19 protein-coding genes and 1 pseudogene are annotated in these 15,202 nt (G+C 33.8%); 7 read left to right on the plus strand and 13 right to left on the minus strand.

Annotated elements, in window-relative coordinates:
- Positions 1-63: 63 nt before the first annotated feature.
- Positions 64-234, minus strand: a complete 171-nt coding sequence (locus JOC31_RS04265; protein ID WP_205016925.1) for a hypothetical protein — start codon at positions 232-234, stop codon at positions 64-66.
- 629 nt (positions 235-863) lie between these two features.
- Here JOC31_RS04265 and JOC31_RS04270 point away from each other — a divergent pair.
- Both JOC31_RS04270 and JOC31_RS04275 read left to right on the plus strand, forming a co-directional pair.
- Entirely contained in the window at positions 864-1,229 is a 366-nt protein-coding gene (locus tag JOC31_RS04270; protein WP_205016926.1) for a type II toxin-antitoxin system RelE/ParE family toxin, read from the plus strand.
- The gene (locus JOC31_RS04275) at positions 1,216-1,491 is read left to right on the plus strand and encodes a helix-turn-helix domain-containing protein (RefSeq protein WP_205016927.1); all 276 of its coding nucleotides are present in this window, start codon (positions 1,216-1,218) and stop codon (positions 1,489-1,491) included. The genes JOC31_RS04270 and JOC31_RS04275 overlap by 14 nt, the downstream gene beginning before the upstream one ends.
- A 111-nt stretch (positions 1,492-1,602) precedes the next feature.
- Here the strand turns inward: JOC31_RS04275 and JOC31_RS04280 are convergent, their stop codons facing one another.
- From JOC31_RS04280 to JOC31_RS04305, 6 genes are all read right to left on the minus strand, one after another.
- Entirely contained in the window at positions 1,603-1,935 is a 333-nt protein-coding gene (locus tag JOC31_RS04280; RefSeq protein WP_205016928.1) for a type II toxin-antitoxin system PemK/MazF family toxin, read from the minus strand.
- The gene (locus tag JOC31_RS04285; protein ID WP_205016929.1) at positions 1,929-2,174 is read right to left on the minus strand and encodes an AbrB/MazE/SpoVT family DNA-binding domain-containing protein; all 246 of its coding nucleotides are present in this window, start codon (positions 2,172-2,174) and stop codon (positions 1,929-1,931) included. Before JOC31_RS04285 ends, JOC31_RS04280 begins: the two co-directional genes overlap by 7 nt.
- A gap of 370 nt (positions 2,175-2,544) precedes the next feature.
- Positions 2,545-3,174 (minus strand): ATP-binding cassette domain-containing protein, encoded by a 630-nt coding sequence (locus tag JOC31_RS04290; protein ID WP_205016930.1) that lies wholly within the window; start codon positions 3,172-3,174, stop codon positions 2,545-2,547.
- A gap of 25 nt (positions 3,175-3,199) precedes the next feature.
- Positions 3,200-3,712 carry a stage II sporulation protein M gene (locus JOC31_RS04295; RefSeq protein WP_205016931.1) on the minus strand — a complete coding sequence of 171 codons (513 nt, stop codon included), beginning with the start codon at positions 3,710-3,712 and terminating at the stop codon, positions 3,200-3,202.
- Positions 3,693-5,171, minus strand: a complete 1,479-nt coding sequence (locus JOC31_RS04300; RefSeq protein WP_205016932.1) for a hypothetical protein — start codon at positions 5,169-5,171, stop codon at positions 3,693-3,695. Before JOC31_RS04300 ends, JOC31_RS04295 begins: the two co-directional genes overlap by 20 nt.
- Before the next feature lie 232 nt (positions 5,172-5,403).
- Positions 5,404-5,634, minus strand: coding sequence for an uberolysin/carnocyclin family circular bacteriocin (locus JOC31_RS04305; RefSeq protein WP_205016933.1), 231 nt, complete (start codon positions 5,632-5,634; stop codon positions 5,404-5,406).
- A 211-nt stretch (positions 5,635-5,845) separates the two neighbouring features.
- Here JOC31_RS04305 and JOC31_RS04310 point away from each other — a divergent pair, with 211 nt between their 5' ends.
- On the plus strand, positions 5,846-6,418 hold the full coding sequence (locus JOC31_RS04310; RefSeq protein WP_205016934.1) for a TetR/AcrR family transcriptional regulator: 573 nt from the start codon (positions 5,846-5,848) through the stop codon (positions 6,416-6,418).
- A gap of 2 nt (positions 6,419-6,420) precedes the next feature.
- On the opposite strand, the pseudogene JOC31_RS10010 reads toward JOC31_RS04310, so the two are convergent.
- From JOC31_RS10010 to JOC31_RS04325, 3 genes and pseudogenes are all read right to left on the minus strand, one after another.
- Positions 6,421-6,645 (minus strand): annotated as a pseudogene (locus tag JOC31_RS10010) (XRE family transcriptional regulator); the annotation flags it as partial.
- A 378-nt stretch (positions 6,646-7,023) separates the two neighbouring features.
- Positions 7,024-8,112: an acyltransferase family protein gene (locus JOC31_RS04320; RefSeq protein WP_205016936.1), complete on the minus strand. Its 1,089-nt coding sequence runs from the start codon at positions 8,110-8,112 to the stop codon at positions 7,024-7,026.
- Positions 8,105-8,539 carry a MarR family winged helix-turn-helix transcriptional regulator gene (locus tag JOC31_RS04325; RefSeq protein WP_205016937.1) on the minus strand — a complete coding sequence of 145 codons (435 nt, stop codon included), beginning with the start codon at positions 8,537-8,539 and terminating at the stop codon, positions 8,105-8,107. Before JOC31_RS04325 ends, JOC31_RS04320 begins: the two co-directional genes overlap by 8 nt.
- 260 nt (positions 8,540-8,799) lie before the next feature.
- Here JOC31_RS04325 and JOC31_RS04330 point away from each other — a divergent pair, with 260 nt between their 5' ends.
- The 3 genes from JOC31_RS04330 to JOC31_RS04340 are packed head-to-tail and all read left to right on the plus strand — an operon-like array spanning position 8,800 to position 10,605.
- Positions 8,800-9,126, plus strand: a complete 327-nt coding sequence (locus tag JOC31_RS04330) for a PadR family transcriptional regulator (protein ID WP_205016938.1) — start codon at positions 8,800-8,802, stop codon at positions 9,124-9,126.
- A complete protein-coding gene (locus tag JOC31_RS04335) occupies positions 9,113-9,697 on the plus strand; it encodes a DUF1700 domain-containing protein (protein ID WP_205016939.1) in 585 nt (194 codons plus the stop codon). Before JOC31_RS04330 ends, JOC31_RS04335 begins: the two co-directional genes overlap by 14 nt.
- Complete coding sequence (locus JOC31_RS04340; RefSeq protein WP_205016940.1) at positions 9,694-10,605, plus strand: DUF4097 family beta strand repeat-containing protein; 912 nt, start codon at positions 9,694-9,696, stop codon at positions 10,603-10,605. The genes JOC31_RS04335 and JOC31_RS04340 overlap by 4 nt, the downstream gene beginning before the upstream one ends.
- A 42-nt stretch (positions 10,606-10,647) precedes the next feature.
- Here JOC31_RS04340 and JOC31_RS04345 read toward each other — a convergent pair whose 3' ends face one another.
- Both JOC31_RS04345 and JOC31_RS04350 read right to left on the minus strand, forming a co-directional pair.
- Entirely contained in the window at positions 10,648-11,001 is a 354-nt protein-coding gene (locus JOC31_RS04345; protein ID WP_205016941.1) for a DUF1304 domain-containing protein, read from the minus strand.
- 86 nt (positions 11,002-11,087) lie between these two features.
- A complete protein-coding gene (locus tag JOC31_RS04350; RefSeq protein WP_205016942.1) occupies positions 11,088-13,568 on the minus strand; it encodes a YhgE/Pip domain-containing protein in 2,481 nt (826 codons plus the stop codon).
- A gap of 131 nt (positions 13,569-13,699) precedes the next feature.
- On the opposite strand from JOC31_RS04350, the gene JOC31_RS04355 reads away from it, so the two are divergent.
- Positions 13,700-14,227, plus strand: a complete 528-nt coding sequence (locus tag JOC31_RS04355; RefSeq protein ID WP_239551646.1) for a TetR/AcrR family transcriptional regulator — start codon at positions 13,700-13,702, stop codon at positions 14,225-14,227.
- 66 nt (positions 14,228-14,293) lie between these two features.
- On the opposite strand, the gene rpsD is transcribed toward JOC31_RS04355, so the two are convergent.
- Complete coding sequence (gene rpsD, locus JOC31_RS04360; RefSeq protein WP_205016944.1) at positions 14,294-14,905, minus strand: 30S ribosomal protein S4; 612 nt, start codon at positions 14,903-14,905, stop codon at positions 14,294-14,296.
- Positions 14,906-15,202: the final 297 nt, after the last annotated feature.

Here is a 15,202-nt window from a genome sequence, read left to right on the forward strand (position 1 = left end):
ACTAACCAAAACTATAAGCTAGTAGCTATAATTAAAAATTAAAAACAGAAGTCTTGTCAGTTATTATCTGACTCTTGTCTTACCATAATGACCATATCTTGATTCATGTTCATATGCTCTTTGACTTGCAGTAGAAGTCAATAAGTGCCATTCACTATGATAACCACATTGCAAGCATTCCCAACTTGCTCCACCAGTAACAGCTTGTTGCTCTTGTACAGACATCTTTTTCATGACTCTGTCCTCCTATATATATTTTTTTAATATGAACAATAACCCTACACTGATAGTATAGTACTTTATATATTTTTTTAATATGAACAATAACCCTACACTGATAGTATAGTACTTTTTGAAAGCCTTTGCAAGAGCTTTGTGCATTTTTCTTAAAAATTTAAATAAAAATATTTCTAAAGCTTTGATACCATTAGTATTCTATTAAGTTATCTTTTCTTAACACTGCTTCTTTTTTAGACAAACTTGACTGATTTTTGACTGATTAAATCTTCATGAAATAATAAATGATCATATTTTATATATTTTTACCTTGACTAAAACGTAATAAAATCAACGCTTCTAAACATCATCAACAGTTAACAACATCATGACTTTCTCACTGAAGTAAAATAAGGTTTCGTTATATTTCAGTACCTGCTGAAAACCTTGATTTAATGCGATTTTTAAATTTTTGATTTTCGCTACATTGTGGTATAAATCAATGAAATCTCTACTTTTTTCTCTACCTTTTTAGGAATGAAAATTGAATCGGATAGTATAAAAAGTTCTAGTTAGACTAGAGCTTTTTTGTGTACCAAAGGTCATTTATTGCATTTATGAACAATATATGCTATCATATAACTACAATGAAAAAACCAAAATTTGAATTTTATACACGCTTAAATGGGCGCACCGAATTCATTGAGTTTTTACAAACCCTGCCAGAAAAAGATAAGCAGAAGTTACTTGCAACTATTAGTGTTATTCAGGAGCAAGGATTGTTGATAGCTCAGCGTATGGAATGGGTTAAGAAACTTGATAGTGATATTTTTGAAATCCGCTCAAAGGTATCTTCTAATATTCAACGTGCTCTCTATTTTCATGTGGTCGATAATTGTTATGTTATCACACATGGTTTCACCAAGAAAACGCAAAAGACACCAGCTAGTGAAATTCGGCATGCTAAAGAATTGAAAAAAGAATTTGAGGAAAATGACCATGACAACTATTAAATTTGATGATTTTTTACAAGATGAACTGAAAAATAATGATTTCAAGGCTGGCTATTTGGGAGAAAAGGCTATTTTAGAAAGCGCAATCGCCGTTTCTAATGCTAGACAAAAGGCTGGACTGTCTCAACGAGAACTTGCTGCCCTATCGCATGTTCCCCAATCAACTATTGCACGCATTGAACGTGGTAACAATACCAGTATTGAGACCATGAGTAAAATTGCTTTTGCCCTTAACCAACCTCTCACAATTCACATTGGTTAATGTAACTTAAATAAAGCGAAAAGCCCTATTTTCAAGGGCTTTTGTCTTATAATTCTATGCTGATTGTAAAAATTTTCTCATTTTTCTTTACGAAGAGAAACTAACGATATGCTACCCCTTTTCAAACAGTACCTTTACACGAGCTAACAAGTCAGTCAATAATTCATCTGAAACATCCTCGATATAGCGATAATCACGAGCATTAAAGTCAATGGTGACCAACTGGTCTAGCAAGACCTTACCCGTTGTCTCCACCTCTTTCAAAGGAACATAAAAAGGATAGTCCCTTTTAGTGTTGCTGATAGGGGCGAAAATAGCAATGTTAGAATACTTCGTGACAACACTATGGCTTAAACAAATATAAGGACGGTAGCCTTTTTGTTCATGACCTTGTTTAGGGTCAAGGTTAATTTTGATGATAGACCCTTGCTTAATACTTACCATTGTTCATTACCAACACTTTCAAAAAGATATGGTGTTACAGATACAGGGTCTCCTTGGTAATCTTTAAAAAGGTCATCAACCGTTAATTCTGGAACTGTCGTTGCTTTTTTAAGAATAATCTTGTTCCCTGACACTTCATACTCAAGAATATCGTTGGTATGTAATTGTAGTTGCTGCACTAATTGTTTGGGGAGACGTATAGCTGAACTATTCCCCCATTTATTAACTGTTAGTTGCATAATTTCTCCTCCTCTTTCTCAGATATTATAACACAAAAGTATCATTTTGTATATACTTTCACATTTAGAACAATCAAAATTAAATGAGGATAACTCTGACGACTCTTTATGTCTAACTTAATTTTACAAATTAGGAATTAAAAAATATCTTGCAAGTTAGATAATTGGGAAGAAAAGATATCTTAGAGAGGAGTGATATAAAAGATGATTTATCTTTTTGACTTTAGCAAAAGAACGCCTATTATCGCCATTACTATCGGAAGACTAATAACACCTATAAGTATTATTTCTTGTCTATCTCTAAATAAGAATACTACAGTCACATATGCTATAAATAATATTAAATAAAGAAATTTTAGAATATTTTTTCTCATAAATTTTCTCCTTGAACAGGAACTACTCGTGTTTTTAAACTATTGATTGTTTCTCTTACATGACTTGAAAATATACATGCACCGCTATTGTGTCTCACATACTCCTTGACCATTGCTATGGCAATTTCTCTACTGTTAATATCTAGTGCATTGAATGGCTCATCTAATAAAATTATTTTTCTGGGTATCGCTAAAAAAGCACATAAATACAATTTATATTGCATACCAAGGGAAAAACTTCCAACATTTTGATTAGGGGAAAACGTTAAGCCTAGCAAGTCAATATTCTTTTTTACCTGTGCTTTAAATTGCTTTTCTTGTTTCCAAAGAAAATAAATTAATTCAATAAATTCTTCTACAGTAAAGTCATTATAAAATTCTGGTTTTGTCGGAACATAAATTACACTGTTTTTCAATTCATTTTGACTAATTTTCTCATTGAACATCTCAATGTCCATATTAGGTGAATAAGTTAAACCAGCAATGATATTTAGCAAGGTTGTCTTTCCTGTACCGTTTTCGCCCTCTAAACAAACGAATTCTCCCTCTTTTACAAAAAAATTAAAGTTAGAGAAAATATTCGTTTCACTATCATAGCTAAAAGTTAAATTGTTAATTGTTAACATCCTCTTTTACCTCCCGACATTAGCATTATAGCTGTGATTCAATAAAAGCAGCTACGCAGAGCAGTGTAAGCATTATTAATAAAGCAATCAAATCATATTTTATCCTAATTACCCTAATATCTGTATGACGGAAATTATAAAAGAATTTATTAGTTTCTTGTGAAATAGCTGTTGCTATTAATAATGCTGTTATTTCAAAAATAAAATGAGGTGCTAGGTATTTTAATATTGGGGAAATACCATACATATTATATACACCAACAATCACTCTTCCCAAAAAAACAGAATTTGCTATAAGTACAAAGTTTCCAAAAAAACCAAACGAAATTATACCCGAAAATATTATCGTTAAACAAACTAATAAGTTATTTAATAACAAAGTATTAAATGAAGGGGAAACTGGGTTAATGGGAATTTTATTACTATGAAAAATAATCACTCCACTTAAAAGAGATGCTATAAAGAGTATTAAAGTGAATATCAAGTTATTTTTAAAATATTTCAAACAGGCAGTAATATTAAACATTAATTTTTTCATATTCATTCTGCCCCTTTTCTAAAAGTAATTCCTCTTCTCTGCCAATGTATAAGAAATAGATACCTAAACAAACTATTAAAAATAGCAAAGTCATTCCATTAAAGATGTTAACAAATATTTGAAGTGTTAACGGTAACAGAGTTAAAACAACCAAAGGAAATTTATAAAAATTGTAAATTTTATTATACATTTCAAATTCGTATTCTGATATAGCCGATACTTTCAATAGTTTATAAAACCTTGCAAACACATATGGTGTCATAAAAGTTGATAAAGACGAATTAAATCTAATCAGTTTATTTAATATCAAAAAGAAAACAAAGTGCAACATTGTATAGATTATTAATTCATACAAATTGTTACATATGGTAATTGCAGTAACATAAGAAATAATTACATGCTCGATTGCAAGAGGGTAAGTAATTTTTTCTAATATTCCTTTTTTTATTTTATATAGGTCAACTATACCTTTTTCAGATATTTTCCAATAACCTATGGCAGGAATATCATTATGATTTCTAAAAAAATCAATATTTTTAATGACAAAAGAATTTATAATATTCGAATTTCCGATTATAAAAAAAGCTAATAAAATATAAATTTTTACATAAAAGTTATTTACATTGTTACAAACTAAGTAAACTAAATAATAAGTAACAAATATTTCAGAATTATCAGCCAAAAACAAAAATGTATTCTTTACCCCTAGAATTTGCCTTAGCAGTAATTTTTCTATACCTGAAAAATTTATATATTTGAAAATCCTTAAATGGCTAATATCATATCCTTTTTTGACTATGACTTTTTCTAATCCAATTAACTTGTTAATTTTTATAATATAATTAAAGATATTAATAAAAAAAGCAAATAGCAATAAGGATAAGTAGAAATTTTTACTAATATTTAAAAATATTTCAGTATTAGGAATTAAATTTCTTAGACTCTCCTCAAATTTAGAACTAACACTAGAATAATTATAGCCTATAAAAAGTTCCTTCATACTTCGTATTGATATTACGACTATTTTAAATATTTTGTTTACAATAAAAAAAGAAATAATTAAAAAAAATATTCTACCTATTACTTTGTTAATAAAATTCAACTCGTTGCGTTCTTCTATTACATATATAGCTGTCTTGTAGCTATTTTGTAACAAAACGTATAAAATCACAAGTACTGCTGATACAGCAAAAATATGATTAGATAAAAATATACTAAAAAATAAAAAAGGGAGAATTGTGTCTATTTTAAACAATAGATTTATTACGTTTGGCAAAATTATAAAAAAATTAACCAATTCCCTTTTGGAAAGAGGTGCTTCTAAGTAGTACTGTTTTATAGCTTTTAGATAAAAATTATGTTTTTCAATTTCCTCTATGCTAAATATATATATGAGTAAGATTATAACATAAGGTAGTAAAAATTGAATTCTAAAAAATGCTAATAGTTCGTCTAACATTATAATACTTACTAAGGAACAAAATAATTTAAAAAGCGATATCAGTAACCACACAAAAACTAAATTACGAAACTTTAATTGATTCAAAAACTTAAAAGTATTTTTCAAACTATACAGTTTACTTCTCAATACTATTCTAAAAATTAAATATAAATATTGATTCATAATTTTCTCCAAAAACAAAACCAGCGCAATATGGTATAATTAAACTATAACGATTATTGAATTTTATTTAGTAGGCAATAGCACGTGCCATACTTTTCTTCGCTAACGATTTAACAGTTGCTTTAAAACCTGCCCAACCTGCTGTAAGCAAAGTTGTAGCTCCACTAGAAGCAATTGATGAAATAATTCCTAGAACAGTAATAAGTGTTCCAGCGTTGAGAATAACATTTACAACTGTAGTAGCTGTAGCAGTAGGAATACCCAAGGCAGCAGCTACTTGAATCAAAATAACTAACATATTAAGTACCTCCTAAACCATATTGCACTGAATGTGAACATTTTCTTTGTTCACATCTTGATTATAACTAATGCTTAATAAATTTAAAACTATAAAAAATTTACAAAATGTAATTAAAAAAACAATAGTTGTTGATATTATAACAGCTAAATAATTAAAAGTTTCATTTTGTAAATTTTTTACTTTCATTTTTTTGTCAAAGGAGTTCTTTATGGTAAAAGACACACGGAAGAAAATAGTAAATGCTGTTCTTCGCATTGCTTCAAGTGACAAAACAAAAGGTAAATTAACTTTAGCAGAAATTGCTAATGAAGCAGGAATATCCCGTCAAGCAATCTATCAAAAACATTTCAAAAATACCGAAGAGATATTTAAATATATACATGAAGAAATAGACAATAAGATTTTATCTGTCTTTTCTGAGAACGTTCTAACAGATCCAAATGTTTCATTAATCTATGAAAGGGTAGCTACTTATCTTTTACCTGTCATTTACGATTACAGAGAGTGGCTAAAAATATTATACAATTCTGAAGTTGATTTAAAATGGAGAAAATACCTATTCGATAATTACTACACTCCAATTATTACCTATTTAGAAGAAAATAAAATTAACGTATCTCCTCTTACTACAAAACAAACAGTTAGAATCTCAATTGATTACACTATTTCAATAATTTCTGTGTGGCTTTCAGAAGATGTCCCTATGCACCCTTCCATTTTTTCAAAGGTATTTCTAGAGGTAATAAATAAATCGCCAATTTCTTTAATAAATAGAAAATAAACCTATAAACTTGTATCTTCAAATCGAATCTCATCAAGCTCTTTGTTTGATTGGTCTTTGTAGAGCGTAATCAGATTATCGGTCTTCTTCTGAATGTCTTTTTCATATTTAAGAGTGATAAGGTCTATTTTATCTTCATCAGACATCGTATTATTGTTTTCCAGTTCCAACGCTTGATTGAGTTGTTCTGTTGTGTAACTGTTCTGCTCGACTTCTCCTTGAAATTCAGGCTCTTTGTCAACTGTAGTGGGTTGACTTATAATCAGCAGCGAGAGAGAATCAGACTGGTTCTCTCTTTTTGCATATTCAAAGCGATGAGAATACTCCCTCCTTTCTGTCGAAATTGACTGATACTTGCATAAGCATCACCTCTCTTTCAGTTTTCAGGAGCCACCGTCTTCACTTTTCTACATTTCAGCATATGCTGAAAATACTTGATTTTATGCGATTCTTGAATTTTTGAAATTCATTATATTGCACTACAAATCAATAACAACTCTACCTTTTTAGATGGACATAACATTTAGATATTGAAGTTAAGCCCTGTTATCAAATAATAAAAAAACCGACAAACTTGCCAATAAGTGTCGGTTTTTAGATTATCTTTACTGGAGATCTTTATCTTTCAGTAGGAGGTAACCTTTACGAATACAAATGGAAAAGAGCATAATACAAAGGGATAAAAGAGTTGCTGTAATTGGGGTGATATTACCAACAAAGCCAACAATATAAGGAATGATTAACCAATGAATAATATAAATCTGATTGAGATTAGAACCTATGAATTTCGTCCAAGAAAGAATAAAATTACTTGTAATCAGTTTAGAGAGCTGGTAGTAGAGATACATAGCTATGAGAACAATGGATAATGTCCATAGGGTTGATAGAGGATTTTGTTGATAATAAAAATCTGAAGTAAAAAAGTAACGATAATCAATATTAAAATAATAAGCTACAGCAGTGATTGTAATGAACGTTACCAATGCCACTTGTAGTACAGTTTGGTAAAATCTATCTTTGTTATCTGTCTGTTGCAACAGCTCTCCAAAAAACATACCAAAGATAGGGTAAACGAACCATAGTGTCAAAGGAAAGCTGGTGTACTGGTTAAAATAGAAAAGTAAGCCAACTACATAAGTCTCCAACGTATGTGAACCAGTTAATCGACCAACAGTCATTCCCAAAGTTGATAATATCAGTGCAAGAAGTAGCATTTGCCACGTTTTAAATCTGAGTTGTTTTAATAAAGCAACGAGAAGGAAAGTTAATCCAGCAAAAGGCAAGATATCAACAGTCATCAAATTTTCTAAAAGGTTAAAATGCGTTCGATTTTCTGCAAGTTGCCAACCCAAAGTAGTTGTGACGAAATTTCCTAATAAAAGTGGAAAGACACCTCGTAGAAAATTAAGTAGATAGCCCAAACCAAGCAACTGTACCCCACGTTTTGCAAAATCTTTAGTAGTATTGTGACGTGTATAAACCATACCAACTCCCATAGCTAGCATGAAAATAGGGGCAGCAAGTGGTCCTCCAACAAATTCTAAAAAAATTTCCCATGTCTTAGAAGCCAGTACTCCATTTTCAGAACCGTTGATAGTCTCATAAACATGGATGAGCACCATAAAGAAGATAGCAAAGACCTTGGCAACATCAAATTCTAGCTGTCGTCCCTTATTTTTAATTGTTTTAATCATTGAGTTTCCTTTCTGAAGTTAGCATTTTAGTAAGAATAGCTTGTGCAGATTCATGTTCTTGAGGCGTAAGATTCTCTACCAAACTCTCAAATACTTTATCGAGCACCTGTTCGCTTTCTTGAAAATAATGTAGCATGTCTGGTGATAAACTAATAAATGAGACACGTCTATCCTTTGATGAGTTTACCTTGGTAACATAGTCTTTGTCTAAAAAACGATTGACAATTTGTGTTGCCGCTGGTTTTGATACTCGTGATATTTGAGCAAATTCAGATAATTTTAGGGGCTGATTTCGATAAATAATACCAAGATAATAAACATCACGTTCACTAAGGTTGATATTTTTTTCGATTTCCATACCCAAATCATAGTAGACTCTCCCCATCATATGATAAATTTTTTTGATAAGTTGACTAGTATCAGACATAAATCCTCCTAAAATAGTTAATTAACTTAATTAATCTAATTAACTATTTTAGGAGAAAATGAAAATTTTAGCAAGAAAAAAGATTAATGATTCAAATTAGATCATTGAACTTATGACTTAACTTCGTCAACACTGTTAATCTCCTGTCAAGAAAAATATATAAAATTTTTATATATTTTTCTTGACAGCTTTTTTAAAATATTTTATACTCTATGTGTAAAATATTTATATATAAAATTTATACATAAAGGAGGACTGAGATGTACTTTCCAACATCAGCAACTCTGATTGAATTTTTGATTTTGAGTATTATTGAGAAGAATGACTCCTATGGTTATGAGATTAGCCAAACCATCAAGCTAGTCGCCAACATCAAAGAGTCAACGCTCTACCCCATTCTCAAAAAAATCGGTCAGGCGGGCTACGTGACGACCTACAGTCAAGAATATCAAGGACGAAAAAGAAAATACTACCGCATCACACCAGAAGGGACTGATCACCTTGCCTTTCTTCGTGGAGAATGGCAGAGCTACAAAGATACAGTAGATGGGATTATTGAAGGGAGATTAAGACATGACAAGGACTGAATACCTGACACAACTAGAGCGTTACCTCAAACGCCTACCAAAAGAAGACTACGAAGAAGCCATGGACTACTTCATAGAGTATTTTGACGAGGCAGGTCCTGAAAACGTAGCTCAAGTGATTGAAGAGCTTGGTAGCCCAAAAGAGGCAGCTAGTGATATCCTCTATCAACTCCTCGATGATAAAATGGATGAACAGGTAACATCTCCGAAGAAGCACTTGAGTCTGCTTTGGATCACCCTCTTGGCAGTGCTAGCCTCACCAGTAGCCATTCCGCTATTTCTGATACTATCGGCAGCTATCATCACTGTCATCGCAATCTTTTTCGCTGCTTTCATTACTTTATTAGGTATTCTTTTTGCAGGAGGAGTATTGGGGGCAAGTATCATTTACAGTGGACTTACAAGCTTAGCAACTAGTTTTTCTGGAGGTCTTTTGGGTATCGGACTTGGACTGATCATCATTAGCTGTGCTATTATCGTGATCTTTTTAGGCTATCTGATCTTCGAATGGTTTGTGAGATTACTGTTTAGATTTATCAAATGGATGATTCAAAAAGGGAGAAAATCATGAAAAAAATAAAGAAACTTATTCTGGTTATTGCCAGTTTCGGTCTAGTTTTGGGAATCCTATTAACTGCTATTGGTTATTTTACTGGAGGTATTGATGAGCTTAATACGCTATATCAACAAGAACACAAGCAGACTTTCTATAAGAAATCCCTAGATAACTTTACTAGTATCAAACTTGAGGACACTAATCAGAAGACTGGATTTCACGACCTTACTATCAAAACAACGGACAAGGATCAAGCCTACATCAGCTATGCCAAAAATGGTATCAATATTACCAACAAAGATAAAACATTGACAATTACTGATAAGAATAACTCTTCTACTTCAGATTATCAAATTAATCATCTGAAACTCAGCGATCTCATCGGTATGATCAAAAATAATCACTGGACAGGACAATACGTTAATGAAATCATCCTCTACATTCCTAAAAAACAGGTTATTTCATCTATTTATGGTCATTTTTCAGGCTCTGTATCACTTAATAACCAAACCGTCTCCAATCTCAATCTGACAGTCACATCTGGAGATTTCACAGCAAATAATAGTGACATCTCTAATACCAACTTGACACTCAAACTGGGTGACCTCTATGCCTCTAATAGCCAACTTAAAAAATCTCAAATAAACCTCCAAACTGGTGACACAGACTTCGATCATCTTAGTCTTACAGACAGTATGTTAACACTATCAACTGGAGATTACTATGCTAACGGCGTTAAATTCTTGGGAGAGAATACTATTGTCTCTAATAGCGGTGATATTGATATCACCTTAGATAGCTATGACCTAACATTAATTGACAAAACTGACAACGAAGACAACACTATTACAAACCAACTTAAGGACAGTAAAACTAATTTTCTTACCATTCAGTCCTCAGTCAGTGATGTCTCTATCCAATAAAAATAAAATCCACCTAGTTTTTTGTCTAGATGGATTTTTATGTTAAAACAAGAGACTAACTAGAGCTAAGATTGCTAAGCCACCTTGTGTCAAGATGATTTTCTTATCTGCTGTGAGGGCACCGTAAGCTGCTGCTAGGACAACATTGAGCAAGAAGATAGTAACAACCGTTACGTTTCCTGTAAAGATACCGTAAAGCATGAAAAGGGCAATCAAACCATTATAGATACCTTGATTTTTGAAAAGTTTATCCACCGAGTCACGCTCACGCTCTTCTTTAGACATATTGAAGACTCGTCCCGTGCTATCAGATTGGGTTGCAAATGTTTCGAGGTACATAATATAAAGATGTTCCAAAGCTACTAAAGTTGCTAAAATAAGTGTAATAACTGACATAATATTTCCTTTTCCAATGATTTAACTGTACTAGTCTATCCTATCAGAAATAGCAAAGCAAGTAATTTGCTCTGCTATTTTCCACATTAATCTTCTTCCTCTGGATGATAAATGAGTAAACCTAGAACCATAAATCCTACTAGAAAGAGGCCTAAAACAAAGACTTGATGAGTAATGTCCCCTCTCATCGAAATCGTTTGGCGAAGACCCGAAACAGCATAAGTCATCGGAAGATAAGGTTGAATGACCTGGAAGAATTTCGGACTAAGTTCGATAGGATAAGTTCCTGCACTTGATCCTAGTTGTAATAATAGCACAATCAAGGCAGCAAATGAGCCGAAACGACTATTCCATCCAATTAAGGCTGTTACTAGCGTCATCAATGTCCATGAAATCAATACTGTTAACCCTAGAGTAGCCATATGATAATTAGGATCGACACCAATCAAGCGAACAACAGTATATAAAATCAACGCTCCTAGAGTAGCAATCAGGCCATTGACCATTAACTTACTCTTTGCCCAATCCCAACGGCTAGCAAATGATTTACCATCAAGAGATTTCGCAAAAATGACATTTGCTGATAAAGCTGCAACCATCATCGCTACGGACATCATATAAGGCGCTAATCCGACACCATTTGTCTTCACTTTATCTCTATCCTTCTTCTTGAGGCTAACTGGGCTAACGACAGCTTTAGCATTTTTATCAGTCACAGAGACTAAGGTTAGCTGGTCACTTGCTGTGGCCAATGAGTCTGACAAACTAGTCACCCCTGCTGATAGGGTGCTTAAACCACTTGTCAAAGTATCAGATCCAGATGATAATTGACCTGCTCCATTAGCTAACTGAGCTGCTCCAGTTGTCAATTGACTGCTACCGCTCATCAATTTAGATGAGTTACTATCTAATTGTGAAGCACCTGTTTGTAATTGAGCTACCCCACTAGTCAACTGATTATTATTAGCTGCTAATTTTTGAGCGCCTAAATTGATGGATGAGACTGCTCCAGTATAAGCTCTTACCCCTGATAATAACTGATCTGCTCCACTCGATAAAGCTGTTTGAAGTTGAGAAACTCCCGAAGTAAGCTGACTACTTCCTGGTACAATTTGATTAGTCAAGGCTGTATTGACTTGGGATAAGCCGGTAGATAGGCTAGTCAAAGCAGATGACACTCCTGGTAATACAATAGAAGCGGATGCATCAATCTGGCTAACGGATGCTTGAAGATTGCTCATCTGTGCACCTGCAGTTTGAATAGCCTGTAAACCTGTTTGTAAGTTAGACATGACTGTTGACATAGATGCTAAATCTGACAAGAGAGTTTGAGCATAGGAAGCTACTGAAGAAGAACTACCACTCAAAGCACCTGTAATCTCCGCCTGCTGATCTGCAGTCATGCTCTGATAAGCAGCAGTAGATTGAACTGCCGAAAGGCTTGACGCCTTATCTGACTCTGCAGCTGACAAAATAGCCTGTGCTTGGCTAGACATATCTCCCAAGAGCGTTGAAATACTACTAGTATCAATAGATGAGACTGGCTGAGCTGTTTGAGATAAACTAGCATTGAGTTGGCTAATAGCTGACTGTAATTGAGGCAAGCCTGAAATCAAGCTATTAATTTGATTGGTTTGCTCTGCAGAGAGCGTACTTGAACTAGCTAATTGTGATAAGCCACTGTTTAACTTATCCGCACCATCAACCAAGCTTTGAACCTGAGTTGATTTTTCCTTCAATTGTGCGACAGCTTGAACTAGCGACTCTGATTTCGAATCCAATTGACCAGCACCACTTGCCAAAGTGGAAACGCCGCTAGTGTAAGTAGATAGACCTGTTGACAGAGTTGATAAACCAGATGAAACCTGCGACACGCCTCCTGTATAGGTAGCCAAACCAGATTCTAAAGTTCCTGCACCATCTGTCAATGTATTTGTTGAAGTTGCTAATTTAGACAAGCCAGTTGATAAAGTTTGTCCTCCCGCCTCAAGCTTATCTGCACCATCAACCAAGGCTTTTCCTCCAGATGAAGCTTGTTTCATACCGGATTGCAATTGTGAAAGACTAGCAAAAACAGATTTCGTATAAGTACCTGTCACTTGCTCTGAGATTTTTTTGGTTAGCGCTGTAGCTGCAGAATCACTCATCTTAGCAGCAACAAAACTACGTCCTTTTGATGTCTCATACTTTATCGTCATTTTCTCTGGATGGGTAGTTAGAAGGGTTGTTGATTTTTGTGATAAATCTTTAGGTAGGGTAATGACCATATAGTAACTACCCGATTCCAACCCTTTCTTAGCTGTTTGAGCAGATACAATATGAAAGTCCATATCATCACTCTTAGAGAGTCGACGTGTCATATCTTTACCGATAGTCACTTGCTTCCCATTTAACTGTGCAACCTTGTCCTCATTGACAACCGCAACAGGTAAATGATTGAGATTTCCATAGGGATCCCACATTGATGTTAGAAAACTAAGATTATATAGAGCAGGCAAACAAGAAACACCAATCATAGTTATCCAAACCATAGGTTTCCTTAATAATGATTTTAACTTAGAAAACATCCGTTACTCCTTTTTAGACATACTGTCTAAGTTTTGATAAACTATATTATACAGAGCTATTGATAATAATCAAGCAAAATAACCATTTTTTAGACACAATGTCCAAAAATGTTCATAAAGGAATTTTAACAATGGATCATCGAAAAGAAAATACACGAAAAGCAATTTTAAAAGCCATGGTAACCTGTCTACAGACACAAACATTTAATGATATTACTACCATCAACCTAGCTCGAACTGCTGGTATCAGTCGATCCAGCTTTTATACCCACTTCAAAGACAAGTACGAGATGATTGATTCGTATCAAAAAGAACTCTTTCTAGTCATCGAAGATATCTTTAATCAGCACCACAATGATAAACAAGCAGCCCTAATTGATATCTTCTCCTTGTTTAAGCGAGAAGAGCTATTATCTGCTCTCATCAGTAGCAATGGATCCCAAGAGCTCCAAGGATTCCTTCTCACAAAAGTCAGGAGATTTATCGATCGCAACACCTTTGAGCGATTTGGTCATACCGATTTAAATCTTGTTGAGCATGACTATGCTAGCATCTACTTTTCACAAGCTGTCTTCGGCATTTTTCAAGCCTGGATTGCAAAAGGAAAGATTGAAACACCAGAGGAAATGACCAAGCTCCTCCTAAAATTGTTACCTTAAGCTCATCCAAAACAAAAAAGAACTTGAAATACATACATTCCAAGTTCTTTTTGATTGTCTTTAAAATTAAAGCATTTTGTTGTAGAATTCAACGACAAGTGCTTCGTTGATTTCTGGGTTGATTTCATCACGTTCTGGAAGACGAGTCAATGAACCTTCAAGTTTTTCAGCATCGAATGATACGAATGCTGGGCGACCGATTGTTGCTTCAACTGCTTCAAGAATAGCTGGAACTTTAGCTGATTTTTCACGAACAGAAATCACTTGACCAACTTCAACGCGGAATGATGGGATATCAACACGTTTACCGTCAACAAGGATGTGACCGTGGTTTACGAATTGACGTGCTTGACGACGAGTAGTTGCAAGACCAAGGCGGTAAACAACGTTGTCAAGACGACGCTCAAGAAGAACCATAAAGTTGAAACCAAGTGTTCCACCTTTAACTTTAGTAGCTTGTACGAACAAGTTACGGAATTGTTTTTCACCCAAACCGTATGAGAAACGAAGTTTTTGTTTCTCAGCAAGTTGCAAACCGTATTCTGAAAGTTTTGAACGGTTGTTTGGACCGTGTTGACCTGGTACGTAGTTACGACGTGCCAATTCTTTACCTGTGCCTGTAAGTGACAAACCAAGGCGACGTGATTGTTTCCATGATGGACCTGTATAACGTGACATTTATAATGCCCTCCTCTTAAAATAATAGTGAGGAAATAACGTCTTAAGAAACCCTGATTCGTGCAGGTGCCCTTCGCCTAAACAGCCAAGGTTACTTATTTCAAGACACCTGTTGACGAGCTTCATGTTTCTCTGCTATTATTTCACACAAATTTAATTATAACACGAAAAAAAGGCTCTGTAAAGCCTTTTTACTTACTTCGCACGACAAACGCATGAGATACTCCATTTCATTTTCTGAACGACAGAACCTTTTTTGACCTAAAGTAGTCGGCTTAGATATTTGTCAAAGGATAA

Origin of the sequence: Streptococcus saliviloxodontae (assembly GCF_016908655.1) — a bacterium.
GTDB lineage: Bacteria > Bacillota > Bacilli > Lactobacillales > Streptococcaceae > Streptococcus > Streptococcus saliviloxodontae.

What these genes read in the sequence shown, in the direction of transcription:
- JOC31_RS04265 (WP_205016925.1), bottom strand. Translation starts at nt 234, where the DNA reads ATGAAAAAGATGTCTGTACAAGAGCAACAAGCTGTTACTGGTGGAGCA.
- JOC31_RS04270 (WP_205016926.1), top strand. Translation starts at nt 864, where the DNA reads ATGAAAAAACCAAAATTTGAATTTTATACACGCTTAAATGGGCGCACC.
- JOC31_RS04275 (WP_205016927.1), top strand. Translation starts at nt 1,216, where the DNA reads ATGACAACTATTAAATTTGATGATTTTTTACAAGATGAACTGAAAAAT.
- JOC31_RS04280 (WP_205016928.1), bottom strand. Translation starts at nt 1,935, where the DNA reads ATGGTAAGTATTAAGCAAGGGTCTATCATCAAAATTAACCTTGACCCT.
- JOC31_RS04285 (WP_205016929.1), bottom strand. Translation starts at nt 2,174, where the DNA reads ATGCAACTAACAGTTAATAAATGGGGGAATAGTTCAGCTATACGTCTC.
- JOC31_RS04290 (WP_205016930.1), bottom strand. Translation starts at nt 3,174, where the DNA reads ATGTTAACAATTAACAATTTAACTTTTAGCTATGATAGTGAAACGAAT.
- JOC31_RS04295 (WP_205016931.1), bottom strand. Translation starts at nt 3,712, where the DNA reads ATGAAAAAATTAATGTTTAATATTACTGCCTGTTTGAAATATTTTAAA.
- JOC31_RS04300 (WP_205016932.1), bottom strand. Translation starts at nt 5,171, where the DNA reads ATGTTAGACGAACTATTAGCATTTTTTAGAATTCAATTTTTACTACCT.
- JOC31_RS04305 (WP_205016933.1), bottom strand. Translation starts at nt 5,634, where the DNA reads ATGTTAGTTATTTTGATTCAAGTAGCTGCTGCCTTGGGTATTCCTACT.
- JOC31_RS04310 (WP_205016934.1), top strand. Translation starts at nt 5,846, where the DNA reads ATGGTAAAAGACACACGGAAGAAAATAGTAAATGCTGTTCTTCGCATT.
- JOC31_RS04320 (WP_205016936.1), bottom strand. Translation starts at nt 8,112, where the DNA reads ATGATTAAAACAATTAAAAATAAGGGACGACAGCTAGAATTTGATGTT.
- JOC31_RS04325 (WP_205016937.1), bottom strand. Translation starts at nt 8,539, where the DNA reads ATGTCTGATACTAGTCAACTTATCAAAAAAATTTATCATATGATGGGG.
- JOC31_RS04330 (WP_205016938.1), top strand. Translation starts at nt 8,800, where the DNA reads ATGTACTTTCCAACATCAGCAACTCTGATTGAATTTTTGATTTTGAGT.
- JOC31_RS04335 (WP_205016939.1), top strand. Translation starts at nt 9,113, where the DNA reads ATGACAAGGACTGAATACCTGACACAACTAGAGCGTTACCTCAAACGC.
- JOC31_RS04340 (WP_205016940.1), top strand. Translation starts at nt 9,694, where the DNA reads ATGAAAAAAATAAAGAAACTTATTCTGGTTATTGCCAGTTTCGGTCTA.
- JOC31_RS04345 (WP_205016941.1), bottom strand. Translation starts at nt 11,001, where the DNA reads ATGTCAGTTATTACACTTATTTTAGCAACTTTAGTAGCTTTGGAACAT.
- JOC31_RS04350 (WP_205016942.1), bottom strand. Translation starts at nt 13,568, where the DNA reads ATGTTTTCTAAGTTAAAATCATTATTAAGGAAACCTATGGTTTGGATA.
- JOC31_RS04355 (WP_239551646.1), top strand. Translation starts at nt 13,700, where the DNA reads ATGGATCATCGAAAAGAAAATACACGAAAAGCAATTTTAAAAGCCATG.
- rpsD (WP_205016944.1), bottom strand. Translation starts at nt 14,905, where the DNA reads ATGTCACGTTATACAGGTCCATCATGGAAACAATCACGTCGCCTTGGT.